This window comes from Kitasatospora sp. NPDC049258, from assembly GCF_040678895.1.
Classification (GTDB): Bacteria; Actinomycetota; Actinomycetes; order Streptomycetales; family Streptomycetaceae; genus Kitasatospora.
Window position 1 is genome coordinate 11005 of the sequence record NZ_JBFAQT010000061.1, and the last position, 20249, is coordinate 31253.

A 20249-nucleotide genomic window follows, 5' to 3' on the forward strand; every position below is an offset into this window, starting at 1 on the left:
AGGCGCACCGGGTACCCCCGACGGGGGCGCCCGGTGCGCATTCGTGCTGCCCGGGCACCCGGAACCGGGCTCGGGCTCTAGGGAAAACCGGGGCCGTCGCTGGCCAGACTGGGCGGGAAACGGGTCGGTCCTGCCCGACCGGCGTACCCGGCAAGCCACCCGAGAGGTTGACAGCCCGATGTCGAACGAGGAGAAGCTCCGCGGCTACCTGAAGCGGGCCATCGCGGACCTTCACGAGACACGCGAGCAGCTGCGCGAGGTGCACGAGCAGAGCCGGGAGCCGATCGCGATCGTCGGGATGGCCTGCCGGCTCCCCGGCGGGGTGCACAGCCCCGAGCAGCTGTGGGAGCTCGTGCGGGACGGCGTGGACGCCGTCTCCGCCTTCCCCGCCGACCGTGGTTGGGACCTCGACGCGCTGTTCGGCTCGGTGGCCGCCCCGGCCCGGGCGAGCGGATTCCTGCACGAGGCCGCCGAGTTCGACCCCGCCTTCTTCGGGATCTCGCCGCGCGAGGCGCTCGCGATGGACCCGCAGCAGCGGCTGATGCTGGAGACCGCCTGGGAGGCGGTCGAGCGGGCCGGGATCCTCCCGCAGTCGCTGCACGGCACCCGCACCGGCGTCTTCGTCGGCACCGGCCACGGCGGCTACGACGCCGCCTCGCGCCGCGCCGAGGAGGTGGCCGGCCACCTGCTGACCGGCAACACCGTCAGCGTCGCCTCCGGCCGGATCTCGTACACCCTCGGCCTGGAGGGCCCGGCGCTCACCGTCGACACCGCCTGCTCCTCCTCACTGGTCGCCCTGCACCTCGCCGTGCAGTCGCTGCGCCGGGGCGAGTGCACGATGGCGCTGGCCGGCGGCGTCACCGTGATGTCCACCCCGCAGATGTTCGACGAGTTCGCCCGGCAGGGCGGGCTGGCCGCCGACGGGCGGTGCAAGCCGTTCGCCGCCGCCGCCGACGGCACCGCGTGGAGCGAGGGCGCCGCCATGCTGCTGGTCGAGCGGCTCTCCGACGCCGAGCGGCTCGGCCACCCCGTGCTCGCCGTGGTCCGCGGCAGCGCGGTCAACCAGGACGGCGCCTCCAACGGCCTGACCGCCCCGAGCGGCCCCTCGCAGCAGCGGGTGATCCGCAGTGCGCTGGCCGACGCCGGAGTGCCCGCCGCCGAGGTCGACGTGGTCGAGTCGCACGGCACCGGCACTCGCCTCGGCGATCCGATCGAGGCCCACGCGCTGCTCGCCACCTACGGCCAGGACCGCGAACACCCGCTGCTGATCGGGGCGTTGAAGTCCAACACCGGCCACACCCAGGCGGCCTCCGGCGTCGCGGGCGTGATCAAGGCGGTCCTCGCGATGCGGCACGGCCTGCTGCCGGCCACCCTGCACCTGGACGCGCCCACCCCGCACGTCGACTGGTCGACCGGCTCGGCCGCCCTGCTCGCCGAGCAGACCGCGTGGCCGGCCAACCCCTGGCCCCGGCGCGCCGCGGTCTCCTCCTTCGGCGTCAGCGGCACCAACGCCCACGTCATCCTGGAGGAGGCGCCCGCAGCGGAGCTCCCGGTTCGTACCCCGGCCGCCGGGCTGCTGCCCTGGGCCCTCTCGGCGAAGTCCGAGCCGGCCCTGCGCGAGCAGGCCGTCCGGCTGGCGGCCCACCTGCGGACGCACGAGGACCTGGCGGCGGAGGACATCGCGTTCTCGCTGGCCACCACCCGGACCGAGCTGGACCACCGCGCCGTCGTGCTCGGCGCCACGACCGCTGGCCGGCTGGCCGCACTCGACGCCCTGGCGGCGGGCGAACCGGCCGATGGCCTGGTCGACGGGGCCGTGGGGGAGGGCTCGACGGCGTTCCTGTTCTCGGGGCAGGGTTCGCAGCGGCTGGGCATGGGGCGGGAGTTGTACGGCCGGTACCCGGTCTTCGCGAAGGCCTTCGACGAGGTGTGCGCGGAGCTGGACGGGCTGCTGGAGCAGCCGCTGCGGGACGTGGTGTGGGGCTCCTCGGACGAGGTGCTGAACCAGACCGCCAACGCCCAGGCGGGGCTGTTCGCGGTCGAGGTCGCGCTGTTCCGCCTGGTCGAATCCTGGGGTTTCCGGCCGGAGTTCGTGTCCGGGCACTCGATCGGCGAGGTCGCGGCCGCCTACGTGGCGGGTGTGTTCTCGCTGGCGGACGCCTGTGCGCTGGTCGCGGCCCGGGGTCGGCTGATGCAGGCGCTGCCGGCCGGTGGCGCGATGCTCGCGGTGCAGGGCGCTGAGGACGAAGTCCTGCCACTGCTGGGTGACTTGGTGTCGATCGCGGCCGTGAACGGTCCGTCATCGCTCGTCGTCTCGGGTGCGGAGGCAGCCGTAGCCGCGATCGAGACGCACTTCGCCGACCGGAAGACGACCCGCCTGCGGGTCTCGCACGCGTTTCACTCGCCCCTGATGGAGCCGATGCTGGCGGAGTTCCGGGCAGGGCTGGCGGGTCTGGAGTACCGCGAGCCCTCGATCCCCGTGGTCTCCAACCTCACCGGGTCGGTGGCCGGCGACGAGCTGTGCACGCCCGAGTACTGGGTCCGGCACGTCCGGGAGACCGTCCGGCTCGCCGACGGCATCCGTACGCTGGACGGCCTGGGCGTCGGCCGCTACCTCGAACTCGGCCCCGACGCCGTGCTGTCGGCAGTCGGACCGGAGTCGGCGGGCGAGGGCTCGGTGTTCGTCCCGGCGCTGCGCCGGAACCGGCCGGAGGAGGCCACCCTACTGGCGGGCGTGGCCGCCCTGCACGCCCGCGGCGGGTCGGTGGACTGGGCCGCACTCTGTGAGGGCGCCCGCGCCGTCGAGCTGCCCACCTACGCCTTCCAGCGGCAGCGGTACTGGCTGCCCACGATCGAGACCCACACCCCGGTCGGCCGGTTCGCCGCCGACCCGGCGGAGGAGGCGTTCTGGGCGGCGGTGGAGGCTGGCGAGCTGGGCTCGGCCGCCGCCGCGCTCGGCATCGCCGAGGAGGCCACCGAGAACTCGCTCGACCAGTTGCTCCCGGTGCTCGCGAACTGGCGCGCGGGGCGTCGGCTGCGGACCGCCCTGGATGGCTGGACCTACCGGACCACCTGGGTGCCGCTCACGAGCTCGGCCGAGGCCGTCCCGGCCGGGCGCTGGCTGGCCGTGCTGCCCGAGGACGCGACCGCGGCCGGGCCGGTGGTCGAGGCGCTCGCCGCCCGGGGCCTGCGGATCGACCGGCTGACGCCGACCGCCGCCGAGGCACTCGACCGGGCCGCGATCGCCGAGCTGCTCCGCGTCGAGGAGCCATATGCCGGGGTGATCTCGTTCCTGGCCCTGGACGAGCGGCCGCACCCCGAGCACCCCGCCGTGCCCGCCGCGCTTGCCGCCACCGTGGAGCTGCTGCACGCGCTGGAGACGGTCGGGGGCGGGGCCCGGCTCTGGTGCCTGACCCAGGGCGCCGTCGCCGTCGACCGTACGGATGCCGTCACCGCCCCCGGGCAGGCGCAGCTGTGGGGCCTGGGCCGGACGGCCGCGCTGGAACTCCCGCATCGCTGGGGCGGGTTGGCCGATCTGCCGACCGCCCCCGACGGCCGGACGGCCGCCCGGCTCGCCGCGCTGCTCGCCGGCCCGGCCGATGACCAGCTGGCGCTGCGCGGCTCCGGCGCCCACGCCCGCCGGCTGACCCGCGCGCCCGGGATCGCCGCCCCCGAGGGCTGGGCGGCGCCGCGCGGCACCGTCCTGGTCACCGGCGGCACCGGCGCGCTCGGCGCGCACGTGGCCCGCTGGCTGGCCGCCGCCGGGGCCGAGCACCTGCTGCTCACCAGCCGCCGGGGCGCGGGCGCCGAGGGCGCGGCCGAGCTGGTCGCCGAACTGGCCGAGGCGGGCGTGACGGCCACCGTCGCCGCCTGCGACGCCGCCGACCGCGAGGCGCTCGCCGCGCTGCTGGCCGGCCTGCCCGCCGAGCGGCCGCTGACCGGTGTGGTGCATGCCGCCGGGGGGCTGGACGACGGCCTGCTGGAGACCCTGGACGCGGGCCGCTTCGACGCTGTGCTGCGGGCCAAGGCCGTTGCCGCCCGGCACCTGGACGAGCTCACCCGCGCGTACGACCTCGACCTGTTCGTGCTGTTCTCCTCGATCACCGGCGTGCTCGGCAACCCCGGCCAGGCCAACTACGCGGCCGCGAACGCCTACTTGGACGCACTGGCCGAGCAGCGCCGCCACGCCGGACTGCCCGTCACCTCGGTGGCCTGGGGTCCCTGGGCGGGCGGCGGCATGGCGGGCGACAGCGCGGTGGCCGCCGACCGGGCCAAGCGCGGGGGGCTCACCCCGATGGACCCCGAGCGGGCGATCGCCGCCCTCCAGCAGGCCGTCGCCTCCGGCGAGCCGGTGCTGACCGTCGCCGACCTGGACTGGTCCGTGCTCGCTCCCGCGCTCACCGCGGTCCGGCCGCTCCCGTTGATCGGTGACCTCCCGGAGCTGCGCCGCGCGGCCGCCCAGCCCGCCCCGGCACTGGACGGCTCGCCGCTGCGCGAGCGGCTGGCCGGGCGTCCGGCGGCCGAGCAGGCCCGGTTGCTGGTCGAGTTGGTCCGGGCCGAGGTGGCCCGGGTGCTCGGGCACGCCACGCCGGGCGGCATCGACGCCGCCCGGGCCTTCCGCGAGCTGGGCTTCGACTCGCTGACAGCGGTCGAGCTGCGCAACCGCCTGACGGCCGTCACCGGCCTGCGGCTGCCCGCCACCCTGCTGTTCGACCACCCCACCACGGCCGCCGTCGCCGACCACCTGCGCACCGAACTGCTCGGCGATGCACCGGAGTCGGTGCAGACAGTGGCGACGGTCAGTGCCGACGAGCCGATCGCCATCGTCGCGATGGCCTGCCGGCTGCCCGGCGGTGCCAACACGCCGGAGGACTTCTGGCGGCTGCTCGCCGAGGGCGGCGACGCGATCAGCGACTTCCCCGCCGACCGCGGCTGGGACACCGACGGCCTCTTCGACCCCGACCCGGACCACCAGGGCACCAGCTACGTCGACCAGGGCGGATTCGTCACCGGGTTGGCCGAGTTCGACGCCGACTTCTTCGGGATCTCGCCGCGCGAGGCGCTCGCGATGGACCCGCAGCAGCGGCTGCTGCTCGAAACCGCCTGGGAGGTGGTCGAGCGGGCCGGGATCGCCCCGGACGCGCTGCGCGGCAGCGCCACCGGCGTCTTCGTCGGCTCCAACTTCCAGGACTACCAGCAGCTGCTCGGCTCAGCCCGGGAGGAAGTGGCCGGCCACCTGATGACCGGCAACGCCGCGAGCGTGGTCTCCGGCCGGCTCTCCTACGCTTTCGGCCTGGAGGGCCCGGCCGTCACGGTCGACACCGCCTGCTCCTCCTCGCTGGTCGCGCTGCACCTGGCCGCCCAGTCGCTGCGACGCGGCGAGTGCACGATGGCCCTGGCCGGCGGCGTCACCGTGATGTCCACCCCGGGCGTCTTCGTCGAGTTCTCCCGCCAGCGCGGTCTGGCTCCGGACGGCCGCTGCAAGCCGTTCGCCGACAGCGCCGACGGCACCGGATGGGCCGAGGGCGCCGGGCTGCTGCTGGTCGAGCGGCTCTCCGACGCCGAGCGGCTCGGCCACCCCGTACTGGCGGTGCTGCGCGGCAGCGCCGTCAACCAGGACGGCGCCTCCAACGGCCTGACCGCCCCCAACGGCCCGTCCCAGCAGCGGGTGATCCGCCGCGCCCTGGCCGACGCTGGGCTGACGCCCGACCAGGTCGACGTGGTCGAGGCGCACGGCACCGGTACCCGGCTCGGCGACCCGATCGAGGCTCAGGCCGTGCTCGCGACCTACGGGCAGGAGCGTGAACTCCCGCTGCTGCTGGGCGCGGTCAAGTCCAACATCGGCCACACCCAGGCGGCGGCGGGCGTCGCCGGCGTGATGAAGATGGTGCTGGCGATGCGGCACGGGCTGCTGCCCCGCACCCTGCACCTCGACGAGTCGTCCGGTCAGGTCGACTGGTCGGCGGGAGCGGTGGAGCTGATCGCCGAGCCGACGCCGTGGCCGGAGACCGGCCGGCCGCGCCGCGCGGGTGTGTCGTCCTTCGGCGTGAGCGGGACGAACGCGCACGTGATCCTGGAGTCGGTGGAGACACCGGCGCCCGCGCACGCCGGGGCTGCCAGGGCGCCGCTGCCGATGGTGCTCGCCGGTAAGAGCCCCGAGGCCGTGCGGGCGCAGGCCGCCCGTTTGGCGGAGTGGCTGGGCACGTCGGAGGTCGGGCTCGCCGACCTCGCGTACTCGCTCGCCACCAGCCGTACCGGGATGGACCACCGGGCCGCCGTGCTCGCCGCCGACCGGGAGGAGCTGGCGACCGCGCTGGCGGCGCTCGGCGCGGGGGAGGCCTCGCCCGTCGTCCGGGAGGGCCGGTGCGAGGGCGACTCGGACGTGGTGTTCGTCTTCCCCGGACAGGGCTCGCAGTGGGAGGGGATGGCACTCGAACTGCTCGACAGCGAGCCGGTGTTCGCCGCCCGGATCGCGGAGTGCGCGCAGGCGCTCGCGCCGTACACCGACTGGCGGCTGCTGCCGGTGCTGCGCGGCGAGGAGGGTGCGCCGGGCCTGGACCGGGTGGACGTGGTGCAGCCGGTGCTGTTCGCGGTGATGGTCGCGCTGGCCGAGCTGTGGCGCTCGCGAGGGGTCGAGCCGGCCGCCGTGCTCGGGCACTCGCAGGGCGAGATCGCCGCCGCCTGCGTGGCCGGCGCGCTCTCGCTGGACGACGCCGCCCGGGTGGTGGCGCTGCGCAGCAAGGCGATCACCGCGCTGGCCGGGCGCGGCGGCATGGTCTCGGTGGCCAGGCCGGTGGCCGAGGTGCGCGGGCGGATCGAGCCGTGGGGCGAGCGGATCTCGGTGGCGGCCGTCAACGGGCCGAGCTCCGTGGTGGTCTCCGGCGAGCCCGAGGCGCTGGCCGAGCTGCTCGCCGCGTGCGAGGCGGACGGCGTACGGGCCCGCCGGGTGCCGGTCGACTACGCCTCGCACTCCGCCCAGGTCGAGCGGATCGAGCGGGAGCTCGCCGAGGTGCTGGCGCCGATCACGCCGCGCGCCGCGCAGGTGCCGTTCTGCTCCACCGTCACCGGCGAGCTGCTGGACACCACCGCGCTGGACGCCGGGTACTGGTACCGGAACCTGCGCGGCACGGTCGAGTTCGAGCAGGCCACCCGTGCCCTGCTGGCCGCCGGACACCGGGTGTTCGTCGAGGTCAGCCCGCACCCGGTGGTCTGCACCGGCATCCAGGAGACCATCGATTCCACCGGACTGCCCGCCGCCGCGACCGGCACGCTGCGCCGCGCCGAGGGCGGCCCCGCCCGCTTCCTGCTCTCGCTGGCCGAGGCCCGCTGCTACGGCGCCCGGGTCGACTGGGAGCTGTTCTTCGCCGGCACCGGCGCCCGCCGGGTCGAGCTGCCCACCTACGCGTTCCAGCGCCGCCGCTACTGGCCGCAGCCGGGCGGTGGGGGCGCCGACCTGGCCTCGGCCGGTCTCGCTGCCCCGGGCCACCCGCTGCTCGGCGCCGCCGTGCACCTCGCCCAGGGCGACGGCGTGGTGGCCACAGCCGGCTGGTCGGTCCGCACCCAGCCGTGGCTGGCCGACCACGCCGTGGCCGGCACCCTGGTGGTGCCCGGCGCCGCGCTGGTGGAGGCTGTGATCCGGGCCGGGGACGAGCTCGGTTGCGGCCGGATCGAGGAACTCACCCTGCACGCACCGGTGTTGATGCCCGAGCGCGGCACGGTCCAGGTGCAGATCGAGATCACCGCCCCGGACGAGGCCGGGCTGCGGCCGGTCGCCGTGCACACCCGCCCCGCCGGGGCGCCGGCCGACCAGGAGTGGACCTGCCACGCCACCGGCCGGGTCGGCGCCGCCGACACGGAGCCGGCCCCGGCCGCCCCCGCCTGGCCGCCGGTCGGCGCCGAGCCGCTCGACGTCAGCGGGTTCTACCCGGCGATCGCCGCCGACGGCTACGGCTACGGCCCGGCGTTCCAGGGCGTGCGGGCCGCCTGGCGGCTCGGCGAGGAGGTGCACGCCGAGGTCGAACTGCCCGAGCCGGTGCGCGCCGAGGCGGCCCGCTACGGCCTGCACCCGGCGCTGCTGGACGCCGCCCTGCACGCGGCCGGCCTCGGCCCGCTGCGCCGGCGGGACGGGCGCCCCGGTATGCCGTTCTCCTGGACCGGCGTCGCGCTGCACGCCGCCGGGGCCACCGCACTGCGGGTCAGCCTGGCGCCCGCCGGTGCCGACGCGGTCTCCGTCCTGATGGCCGACCAGGGCGGCCGCCCGGTCGCCGAGATCGCCTCGCTCGCCGTCCGCCCGGCCGCCGAGGGCACCCTCGACCCGGTCGCCGCCGTGGCCCGCGAGGCGCTGTTCCACCTCGACTGGCCCGCCCTGCCGCTCGGCGAGGCCGCCCCGGCCCGCTGGGCCGTGCTCGGCGCCGCCCCCGCGCAGGCCCCGGCCCTGGCCGAGGCGGGCATCACGCTGACCGCCCACGACACCGTCGCCGAGCTCCCGGCCGACGCCGAGCTCGTGCTGCTGCCCGTCGGCGGGCCCGGCGCCGTCGAGCACACCCTCGCCGTGCTGCAGGAGTGGCTCGCCGAGGACCGGCCGCGCCTGGTGGTGCTGACCAGCCGGGCCGTCGCCGCCGAGAGCGGTGGCGACGTCACCGACCTGGACGGCGCCGCCGCTCGCGGCCTGGTGCGCTCCGCGCAGAGCGAGCACCCCGGCCGCCTCACCCTGGCCGACCTCGACACCGACCCGGCCTCCTGGCGGGCGCTGCCCGCCGCTCTCGCCCTGGATGAGCCCCAACTCGCCCTGCGCCACGGCGTGGTGCACGCCCCGAGGCTGGCCCGGCAGCACACCGCCGAGGCGCTGGCCGTGCCCGCCGCGCCCTGGCGGCTGGACATCCGGGAGAAGGGCATCGTCGAGCGGCTCGAACTGCTGCCCAGCCCCGACGCCGCCGAGCCGCTCGCCCCCGGCGAGGTCCGGATCGAGGTCCGGGCGGCGGGCCTGAACTTCCGCGACGTGCTCAACGCGCTCGGCATGTACCCGGGCGGCGCGCGCTTCCTCGGCTCCGAGGCGGCCGGCGTGGTCCGCGAAGTCGGTCCCGGCGTCACCGAATTCACCCCCGGAGACCGGGTGATGGGCATGGTGCCCGGCAGCTTCGGCACCCACGCCGTCGCCGAGCACCAGGTGCTCACCCGGATCCCGCGCGGCTGGACGTACGCCCAGGCCGCCTCCGTGCCGGTGGTCTTCCTCACCGCCTGGTACGCGCTGCGCGACCTGGCCGGCCTCCAGGCGGGCGAGCACGTGCTGATCCACGCCGCGACCGGCGGCGTCGGCATGGCCGCCACCCAGCTGGCCCGGCTCTGGGGCGCCGAGGTGCACGCCACGGCGAGCGAGCCCAAGCAGCACCTGCTGCGCGCCGACGGCCTCCCCGACGGGCGGATCTCCTCCTCCCGCAGCCTCGACTTCGAGGGCCGGGTCCGCGCCGCGACCGGCGGCCGGGGCGTGGACGTGGTGCTCAACTCCCTCGCGGGGGAGTACGTCGACGCCTCGCTGCGGCTGCTCGGCCCCGGCGGCCGGCTGGTCGAGATGGGCAAGACCGACGTCCGCGAGGCCGAGACCGTCGCGGCCGGGCACCCGGGCGTGCGCTACCGGGCGTTCGACCTCATCGAGGCCGGGCCCGAGCGGATCCAGCGGATGCTGACCGAACTGGTCCGCCTCTTCGAGCAGGGCGCCCTCCAGCCGCTGCCGCTCACCTGCTGGGACGTCACGCACGCCCGCGAGGCCTTCCGCCACATGGCGCAGGCCCGGCACACCGGCAAGGTGGTGCTCACCGTGCCGCACGCCTGGGACACCGGGGGCACCGTACTGATCACCGGCGGCACCGGCGAACTCGGCGGCGCGCTCGCCCGCCACCTGGTCGCCGAGCGCGGCGTCCGGCACCTGCTGCTCACCAGCCGGCGCGGCCCCGCCGCCCCCGGCGCCGAGGAACTGCACGCCGAGCTGACCGCGCTCGGCGCCGACGTCACCGTCACCGCCTGCGACCTGGCCGACCGTACGGCCGCCGCCGCGCTGCTCGCCGCCGTCCCGGCCGAGCACCCGCTGACCGCCGTGGTGCACGCCGCCGGGGTGCTCGACGACGGCGTGATCGGCTCGCTCACCCCCGAGCGGCTGCGCAGCACCCTGCGGCCCAAGGCCGACGCCGCCCACCACCTGCACGAGCTGACGTGCAGTCAGGATCTTGCGGACTTCGTGCTCTTCTCCTCGGCGGCCGGCGTGTTCGGCTCGCCGGGGCAGGGCAACTACGCGGCCGCCAACGCCTACCTGGACGCGCTGGCCCAGCACCGCCGGGCCGGCGGCCTGCCGGGCACCGCGCTGGCCTGGGGCCTGTGGGCCCAGGCCAGCGCGATGACCGGCCACCTCGGCGAGACCGACCGGGCCCGCGCCAAGGACTCCGGCGCGCTGACCCTCAGCACCCCGGACGGCCTGGCCCTGTTCGACGCCGCGCTCACCGCGCACCGCGCCCTGCTGGTGCCCGTCCGGCTCGACACCGCCGTGCTGCGCACCCGCCGCCCGGCCGAACTGCCCGCCCTGCTGCGCGCGTTGGTGCGCAGCACCGCCCGCCGCACCGTCGACAACACGGTGACCGCCGGCGGCCTGCGCGAGCGCCTCGCCGTGCTCGGCGACGCCGAGCGTCGGGCCCGGCTGCTCGACCTGGTCGGCGGCCACGCCGCCGCCGTGCTCGGCCACGGCTCCGCCGAGGCGGTGCACGCCACCCGGGCCTTCCGCGACCTCGGCTTCGACTCGCTCACCGCCGTCGAACTGCGTAACCGTCTCACCGGCGCCACCGGCCTGCGGCTCTCCGCGACCCTGGTCTTCGACTACCCGACCCCGGCCGAACTCGCCGACCACCTGGCCGCCGAGCTCTCCGACGGCCCCGCCGCCACCGAGGTGACCACCGCAACGGCTGCCGCCGACGAGCCGATCGCCATCGTCGGCATGGCCTGCCGCTACCCCGGCGGCGTCCGCTCGCCCGAGGACCTCTGGACGCTGCTCGCCACCGGCACCGACGCGGTGGCCGGCTTCCCCACCGACCGCGGCTGGGACCTCGACCGGCTGTACGAGGACGTACCCGAGCACCCCGACTCCTCCCGTACCAGGGAGGGCGGCTTCCTCCAGGACGCCACCGGCTTCGACGCCGCCTTCTTCGGCATCAGCCCGCACGAGGCGCTCGCCATGGACCCGCAGCAGCGGCTGCTGCTCGAAACCGCCTGGGAGGCCGTGGAGCGCGCCGGTATCGACCCGAGGACGCTGCGCGGCAGCGCCACCGGCGTCTTCGCCGGCCTCTCCTCCAGCGACTACCTGGACCAGGTCGCGCACATCCCCGAGGAGGCCACCGCCTACGTCAACACCGGCAACGCGGTGAGCGTGGTCTCCGGCCGCGTCTCCTACACGCTCGGCCTGGAGGGCCCGGCCGTCACCGTCGACACCGCCTGCTCCTCCTCACTGGTCGCGCTGCACCTCGCGGTGCGGGCGCTGCGCGGCGGCGAGTGCTCGCTCGCGCTGGCCGGCGGCGTCACCGTGATGTCCTCGCCGATGATCCTGGTCGACTTCGCCCGCCAGCGCGGCCTGGCCGGCAACGGCCGCTCCAAGCCGTTTGCGGACGCCGCCGACGGCACCGGCTTCGCCGAGGGCGTCGGCCTGCTGCTGGTCGAGCGGCTCTCCGACGCCCGGCGCAACGGCCACCGGGTGCTCGCCGTGATCAGGGGCACCGCCGTCAACCAGGACGGCGCCTCCAACGGCCTCTCCGCCCCCAACGGCCCCGCCCAGCAGCGGGTGATCCGCCAGGCCCTGGCCGACGCCGGGCTCACCCCGAGCGACGTCGACGCCGTCGAGGCGCACGGCACCGGCACCCGCCTCGGCGACCCGATCGAGGCCCAGGCGCTGCTCGCCACCTACGGCCAGGAGCGCGAACTCCCGCTGCTGCTCGGCTCGGTGAAGTCCAACCTCGGCCACACCCAGGCCGCCGCCGGCGTCGCCGGGGTGCTCAAGACCGTGCTCGCGCTGCGCCACCGCCAGCTCCCGAAGTCGCTGCACATCGACCGCCCCACCAGCCACGTCGACTGGACGGCCGGCGCCGTCGAGCTGCTCACCGAGGCCCGGGCCTGGCCGGAGACCGGCCGCCCGCGCCGGGCCGGCGTCTCCTCCTTCGGCCTGAGCGGCACCAACGCCCACGTCATCCTGGAGCAGGCCCCGGACGACGAGCCGGAGCCCGCACCCGCCGCCGACACCGGTCGGCCGGTGCCCTGGCTGCTCTCCGCCCGCACCGCCGAGGCGCTGCGCGGCCAGGCCCGCGCCCTGCTCGACCACGTCGGCCGTACCGCCGCCGACCCTCTCGCCCTCGCCCACGCGCTCGCCACCGGCCGGGCCCTGCTCGACCACCGCGCGGTGGTGGTCGGCAGCACGCCCGAGGCGCTCCGCACGGCGCTCACCGCCCTCGCCGAGGGCAGCCCCGCCCCCGGTCTGGTCACCGGACGGCACGCCGCCGACCGGGGCCGCAAGACCGTCCTGGTCTTCCCTGGCCAGGGCTCCCAGTGGGCCGGCATGGGCACCGAACTGCTCGACACCGCAACGGTGTTCGCCGCGAAGATCGCCGAGTGCGAGCAGGCCCTCGCCCCGCACACCGACTGGTCGCTGACCGCCGTGCTGCGCGGCGAGCCCGGCGCCCCGAGCCTGGAGCGGGTCGACGTCGCCCAGCCCGCCCTGTGGGCCGTGATGGTCGGCCTCGCCGAGCTCTGGCGCTCGTTCGGGGTCGAACCCGCCGCCGTGCTCGGCCACTCCCAGGGCGAGATCGCCGCCGCCTGCGTGGCCGGCGCCCTCTCGGTGGCCGACGCCGCCAAGGTGGTCGCCCTGCGCAGCCAGGCCATCGCCGCCGGCCTCTCCGGCCACGGCGGCATGGTCTCCGTCGCCGCCGCCCCCGCCGAGGTCGCCGCCCGGATCGAACGGCACGACGGCCGGATCTCGGTCGCCGCCGCCAACGGCCCGGGCTCCGTGGTGGTCTCCGGCGATCCGGACGCGCTGGCGGAGCTGCTCGCCGAGTGCGAGCGCGAGGGCGTGCGCGCCAAGCGCGTCCCCGTCGACTACGCCTCGCACTCCGCCCAGGTCGAGCGGATCGAACAGACCCTGCTCGCCGAACTCGCCGGGCTGCGCACCCAGGAGCCCCGGATCCCGTTCTTCTCCACCGTCACCGCCGACTGGCTCGGCGCGACCGAACTGGACGCCGCCTACTGGTACCGCAACCTGCGGCAGACCGTCCGCCTGGAGGAGTCCGTCCGGGCGCTGCTCGGCCAGGGCCACGACGCCTTCGTCGAGTGCAGCCCGCACCCGGTGCTCACCATGGCCGTCGAGGACACCGCCGCCGACGCCGAGGCGAACGCCGTGGTGCTCGGCTCGGTCCGCCGCCAGGACGGCGGGCAGGACCGCCTGCTCACCTCGCTCGCCGAGGCGCACGTACGCGGAGTCCGGATCGACTGGTCCGGCGCCGTCGCGGGCGGCCGCCCGGTCGACCTGCCCACCTACGCCTTCCAGCGGCAGCGCTACTGGCTCACCCCCAGCACCGACCGGGCCAGGCCCGCCGACCCGGCCGGCCTGGACACCACGCTGCGCCCGGCCGGGCAGGACACCGTCCTGCTGAGCGGCCGGACCGCCCCCGGCGCCCACCGCTGGCTGGCCGAGCACCAGGTGCACGGCGCCGCCGTCGTACCCGGCACCGCCCTGCTCGAATGGGCCGTCCGGGCCGGCGACGAGGCCGGCTGCCCGACCGTCGAGGAGCTCACCGAACTCCTCCCGCTCGCGCTGCCCGGCGAGACCGGCGCCGACCTCCAACTCGCCGTCGGCGCCCCCGACCAGGCCGGGCGCCGCCCGCTCACCGTGCACGCCCGGCCCACCGGCGCCGACGAGCGGACCCCGTGGACCCTGCACGCCACCGGCACCCTCGCCCCGGCCCGCCCGGCACCCGCCGGCCGTGCCACCGAGGCCTGGCCGCCGCCGGGCGCCCAGCCGATCGACCCCGAGACGCTGTACGCCCGCCTGACCGAGCACGGGCAGCAGGCAGGCCCGCTGCACCGCACCGTCCGCGCCGCCTGGCAGTTCGGCGCGGAGACCCTCGCCGAACTGGCCCTGCCCGAGCCCGACCGGGCCACGGCCGGCGAGCACCGTCTGCACCCGGCGCTGCTGCAGACCCTGCTTGCCGCCCACCCGGCCGCCGCCGAACCCGGCCTGCCCACCGCCTGGCGCGGCGTCACCCTGCACGCCACCGGCGCCGCCCGCCTCCGGGCCCGGCTCACCCCGGCCCCCGACGGCACCCTCGCCCTCACCGCCACCGACCCCGCCGGAGCCCTGGTCCTGACCGCCGAGGCCGTCACCGTAAGGCCCGTCGAGGCCGGTGAGCTCATCCGGACGGAGGCCGCACCCCTCCACCAGGTCGACTGGACCCCGGTCGACCCGGGCCCGACCGCGCGCCCGTGGACCACCCTCGGCCCCGGCGGCACCTACCCTGACCTGCCCGCCCTGCTCGCCGCCCTCGACAGTGGCGCGCCCGCCCCCGACACCGTTCTGCTGCGCGTTCCTGCTATTGACGGCGACCCGGTCGGCGCCACCCACCACGCCGTCACCCACACCCACGCCCTGCTCCGCGACTGGCTCGCCGAACCCCGGCTGGCCGGCTCCCGCCTGGCGCTGCTCACCCGCAGCGCCGTCCAGACCGACCCCCAGGAGGCCGCACCCGAGCTCGCCCAGGCCGCCATCCAGGGCCTGGTCCGCTCCGCGCAGACCGAGAACCCCAGCCGGTTCCTGCTGATCGACCTGGACGGTGAGGAGCAGTCCGAGGCCGCGCTCGCCACCGCCCTCGCTGTCCTCGAGGAGCCCCAACTCGCCGTCCGGAACGGCCGCCTGCTCGCTCCCCGACTCCGGCCGGTCACCGAGCGGGCGGCCCGGCCGCTGCACCACTGGGACACCGAGGGCACCGTCCTGATCACCGGCGGCACCGGCACCCTCGGCGCCCTGGTCGCCCGCCACCTGATCACCCGCCACGGCGTCCGCCACCTGCTGCTCACCGGCCGGCGCGGCCCGGCCGCCCCCGGCGCCGAGGCGCTGCGGGCCGAACTCGCCGCGCTCGGCGCCGAGGTGACCGTCGCCGCCTGCGACGCTGCCGACCGCACCCAGCTTGCCGACCTGCTGGCCGCCGTCCCGGCCGAGCACCCGCTCACCGGTGTCGTGCACGCGGCCGGCGTGCTCCAGGACGGCCTGCTGGAGAGCCTCACCGAGAGCGGGATCGGCGAGGTGCTGCGCCCAAAGGCCGACGCGGCCTGGAACCTGCACGAACTGACCAGTGACCTCGACCTCACCGCCTTCGTCCTCTTCTCCTCCTTCGCCTCGGTGGCCGGCGGCATGGGCCAGGCCAACTACGCGGCCGCCAACGCCTTCCTCGACGCCCTCGCCCACCGGCGCCGGACGGAGGGCCGGCCGGGCGTCGCGCTGGCGTGGGGATACTGGGGAGAATCCAGTGAAATGACGGCCACGCTGGACGACGTGGACATCGCCCGCTTCGCGCGCTCCGGAATGCTGCCGCTCTCGGCCGAGCAAGGCCTCACCCTGCTCGACGCGGCGGCCGAGGTCGACCGCCCGCTCCTGGTGCCCGTCCGGTTCGACCTCCGGGCCCTCGGCTCGGCCGACCCGACGCCCCTGCTGCGCGGCCTCGCCGCCCGGCGCGGCCCGGTCCGGCCGGTGGCCGCGGCCGATACGCCGGAGCACGGCGGCGATGCCCACGGCATCCGCGAGCGGCTCGCCGGGCTCAGCCAGGCCAAGCAGGACAAGCTGCTGCTCGACCTGATCGCCGGTCACGTCGCCACCGTACTCGGCCACGGCACGCCCGAGGCGATCGAGGCAGAACGCGGCTTCCTCGACCACGGCATGTCCTCGCTCACCGCCGTCGAACTGCGCAACCGGCTCAACGCCGAGACCGGGCTGCGCCTGCCCACCACCGCGATCTTCGACCACCCCTCGCCGCTCGCCCTCGCCGCCCACCTGCGCGAACTGCTCGGTGCGGCGGGCGAGGAGAGCTCCGGCGAGCTGCTGTTCACCGGCCTCGACGACCTCGAATCGGCCATCGCGGGCGGCGGCCTGGACGGCGGCGACCGGGCCCGGCTGATGGCCCGCCTCCGGACGCTGCAACGCCGGCTCGACGGCGGCGGCGCGCCCGACGCGCCCGGCGCCGCCGGTGTCCCTGGCGCCTCCGGCGAGCCCGGCTCCGAGCCGCGCGTCGCCGACCTCTCCGACTCCACCGACGACGAGATGTTCGCCCTCATCGACCAGGAACTCGGCCTCGCCTGACCCCGAGCGCGGGCCGGCCCACCCCGGGCCAGCCCGCCGACCCGCACCACCCTTCCGAACTGCGAGGTTTCCCACGCATGGCCAGCACCTCCGAGGACAAGCTCCGCGACTACCTCAAGAAGGTCACCGCGGACCTCCAACGGACCAGGCTGCGCCTGGAGTCCGTCGAAGCCAGGGACAGCGAGCCGATCGCCATCGTCGGCATGGCCTGCCGCTACCCCGGCGGCGTCGCCTCGCCCGAGCAGCTCTGGCAGCTGGTCGCCGAAGGCGCGGACGCGATCGGCGAGCTGCCGGCCGACCGCGGGTGGGACACCGAAGCGCTCTACGACCCGACCCCCGGCACCCCCGGCAAGAGCTACGTCCGCCACGGCGGGTTCCTCGACACCGTCGCCGAGTTCGACGCCGACCTGTTCGGCATCGCCCCGCGCGAGGCCCTCGCGATGGACCCGCAGCAGCGTCTGCTGCTCGAATCCGCCTGGGAGGCCGTCGAACGGGCCCGGATCGACCCGGGCACCCTGCGCGGCTCCGACACCGGCGTCTTCGTCGGCGGCGCCGACACCGACTACGGCTCGCTGGCCCGCCAGACCGAGGAGACCGAGGGCCACCTGCTCACCGGCGGCGCGGTCAGCGTGCTCTCCGGCCGGATCGCCTACACGCTCGGCCTGGAGGGCCCGGCCGTCACCGTCGACACCGCCTGCTCCTCCGCCCTGGTCGCCCTGCACCTGGCCGTCCGCTCGCTGCGGGCCGGCGAGTGCTCGCTCGCCCTCGCGGGCGGCGTCGCGGTGATGCCGACCACCCGCCTGTTCACCGAGTTCTCCCGCCAGCGCGGCCTGGCCCCCGACGGCCGTTGCAAGCCCTTCGCCGAGGCCGCCGACGGCACCTCCTGGGCCGAGGGCGCCGGCCTGCTGCTGGTCGAGCGCCTCACCGACGCCCGCCGGCTCGGCCACCCGGTGCTCGCCGTCATCCGCGGCACCGCCGTCAACCAGGACGGCGCCAGCAGCCGCCTCACCGCCCCCAACGGCCCCTCCCAGCAGCGCGTCATCCGGGCCGCCCTCGCCAACGCCCGCCTCGCCGCCGCCGAGGTCGACGCCGTCGAGGCCCACGGCACCGGTACCATGCTCGGCGACCCGATCGAGGCCCAGGCCCTTCTCGCCACCTACGGCCAGAACCGCGAACACCCCCTGTTTCTTGGCGCGTTGAAGTCCAACCTCGGCCACACCCAGGCCGCCTCGGGCGTGGCCGGTGTGATCAAGATGGTCGAGGCGCTGCGGCACGGCGTCCTCCCGCCCACCCTGCACGTGGACGCGCCGTCCTCGCACGTCGACTGGACGGCGGGCGCGGTCGAACTGCTCACCGAGGCCCGGACCTGGCCCGAGACCGGCCGCCCGCGCCGTGCGGCCGTCTCGGCCTTCGGCATCAGCGGCACCAACGCACACGTGATCCTCGAAGCCGCCGCGCCTGCGCCGGCCGAGGAAACCGCGGAGGAGACCGGCCCCCGGGTACTGCCGTGGGTGCTGTCGGCGAAGACCGCGCCCGCGCTCCGCGCCCAGGCCGAACGCCTGCTCACCCAGCCCGGCCGCCCGGCAGACATCGCCCTCTCGCTCGCCACGACCCGCTCGGCCTTCGACCACCGCGCGGTCGTCCTCGGCATCGACGACCAGACCCTCCGCCACAGCCTGGCCGCCCTCGCGGCCGGAGCCCCCGGCGCCGTCGAGGGCACGGCCCGGAACGGGACCAACGTCTTCCTCTTCTCGGGCCAGGGTTCGCAGCGTCTGGGTATGGGCCGGGAGTTGTACGGCCGGTTCCCGGTGTTCGCGGCTGCCTTCGACGAGGTGTGCGCGGAGCTGGACGGGCTGCTGGAGCAGCCGCTTCGGGACGTGGTGTGGGGGACCGACGAGGAGCCGCTGAACCAGACCGCCTGTGCCCAGGCCGGGTTGTTCGCGGTGGAGGTGGCGCTGTTCCGGCTGGTCGAATCGCTCGGTGTGCGGGCGGAGTTCGTGTCCGGTCACTCGATCGGCGAGGTTGCCGCTGCGTACGTGGCGGGTGTGTTCTCGCTGGCGGACGCGTGTGCGCTGGTCGCGGCGCGGGGCCGGTTGATGCAGGCGCTGCCGTCCGGTGGCGCGATGCTCGCCGTTGCTGCAGCGGAGGAGGAAGTCCGGCCGCTGATGGGTGAGTTGGTGTCGATCGCGGCCGTGAACGGTCCGTCGTCGGTGGTGGTGTCGGGTGCGGAGGCAGCTGTCGCCGCGATCGAGGCGCACTTCGCCGATCGGAAGACGACCCGCCTGCGGGTCTCGCACGCGTTCCACTCGCCGCTGATGGACCCGATGCTGGACGACTTCCGGGCCGTCCTGGCGGGTCTCACCTACCAGGCCCCCACCCTCTCCGTCGTCTCCAACCTCACCGGTGCCGTGGCCGGGGACGAGCTCCTGACCCCCGACTACTGGGTCCGCCACGTCCGCGAGACGGTCCGCTTCGCCGACGGCATCCGCACCCTGGCGGCCGAAGGCGTCACCCGCTACCTCGAACTCGGCCCCGACGCCGTCCTGTCGGCCATGGCGGCCGAGTCGCTCACCGAGGACACGGCGCTGCTCACCTCGCTGCTCCGCCGCCGGCAGCGCGAGGAGGACTCCGCAGTCGCCGCCCTCGCCAAGCTGTACGCCGCCGGCGCCACCGTCGACTGGCCCGCGCTGCTCACCGACTCCGGCGCCCGGCGGGTCGACCTGCCCACCTACGCCTTCCAGCGGCAGCGCTTCTGGCCCCGTACCAACCCAGCCGCCACCGGAGACCTCAGCGCCGCCGGCCTGGCCGCCGCCGGTCACCCGCTGCTCACCGCGGCAGTCGAACTCTCCGACACCGAAGGCCTGTTGTACACCTCCCGGCTCTCCCTCCAGACCCACCCCTGGCTGGCCGACCACGTGATCCAGGGCGCCGCCCTGCTGCCGGGCACCGCCTTCCTGGAGCTTGCCGTCCACGCGGCCGACCAGGCCAGCTGCGACCGGGTCGAGGAGCTAACCCTCGCGGCCCCGCTGGTACTGCCCGAGACCGAGGGCATCCAGCTGCAGCTGCGCGTCGGCGCGCCCGACGAGGCGGGCCGCCGCCCGTTCGGCATCTCCTCCCGGCCCGAGGGCGCCGCCGACCGAGCCTGGGTCCAGCACGCGACCGGCTCTCTGGCGGCCGGTCCGCTCGCGACCAGCGAGCAGGACGCGGACTTCGACGCCTCGGTGTGGCCGCCGAGCGGCACCGAGCGGCTCGACCTGACCGGCCTCTACGAGGGCATGGCGGACGGCGGGTTCGACTACGGCCCGGCATTCCAGGGCCTGCGCGCCGCCTGGCGGCAGGGCGACTCCGTCTACGCCGAGGTGTCCCTCCCCGAACCGGTCGAGGCCGAGGCAGCCGCGTTCGGCCTGCACCCCGCCCTGCTCGATGCCGCGCTGCACGTCACCGCCGTCAACGGCATGACCCGCGGCGTCGTCCCGTTCTCCTGGGAGAACGTCTCCCTGCACGCGGCCGGAGCCTCCTCGGTGCGGGTCCGGGTGACCCGCACCGGCGACGAGTCGCTCTCGGTGGCCGTCGCCGACCCGGAGGGCGCACCGGTCGCCTCGGTCGGCGCCCTGGTTGTCCGCCCGGTCACCGCCCGCCGCGCCCACTCGGTCGGCCGGGACTCGTTGTTCCGGGTGGAGTGGGTGCCGGTGGCGGCAGGCGAGCCGGTGGCGTTCGTCGAGCTGGGTGATGAGGGCCTGGCGGGGTTGGTGGAGGTGCCGCCGGTGGTGGTGGTTCCGCTGGGCGGTGGTGAGGTGCATGCCGAGGTCGGGCGGGCGCTGGGTCTTGTCCAGGGTTGGCTGGCGGAGGAGCGGTTCGCGGGCTCCCGGTTGGTGTTCGT

The 20249-nt window shown here is 76.1% G+C and carries 2 protein-coding genes; both read left to right on the plus strand.

What is annotated here, in order from left to right; translation table 11 throughout:
• Nucleotides 1-178: 178 nt before the first annotated feature.
• Nucleotides 179-16369, plus strand: a complete 16191-nt coding sequence (locus AB0K43_RS29975) for a type I polyketide synthase (protein WP_363645291.1) — start codon at nucleotides 179-181, stop codon at nucleotides 16367-16369.
• Between the two features lie 77 nt (nucleotides 16370-16446).
• The coding region (locus AB0K43_RS29980; protein ID WP_363645293.1) for a beta-ketoacyl synthase N-terminal-like domain-containing protein at nucleotides 16447-20249 on the plus strand (3803 nt) is incomplete at its 3' end.

Excerpts from the sequence above, each read along its gene's own strand:
- AB0K43_RS29975 (WP_363645291.1), top strand. The coding sequence starts at position 179 with ATGTCGAACGAGGAGAAGCTCCGCGGCTACCTGAAGCGGGCCATCGCG.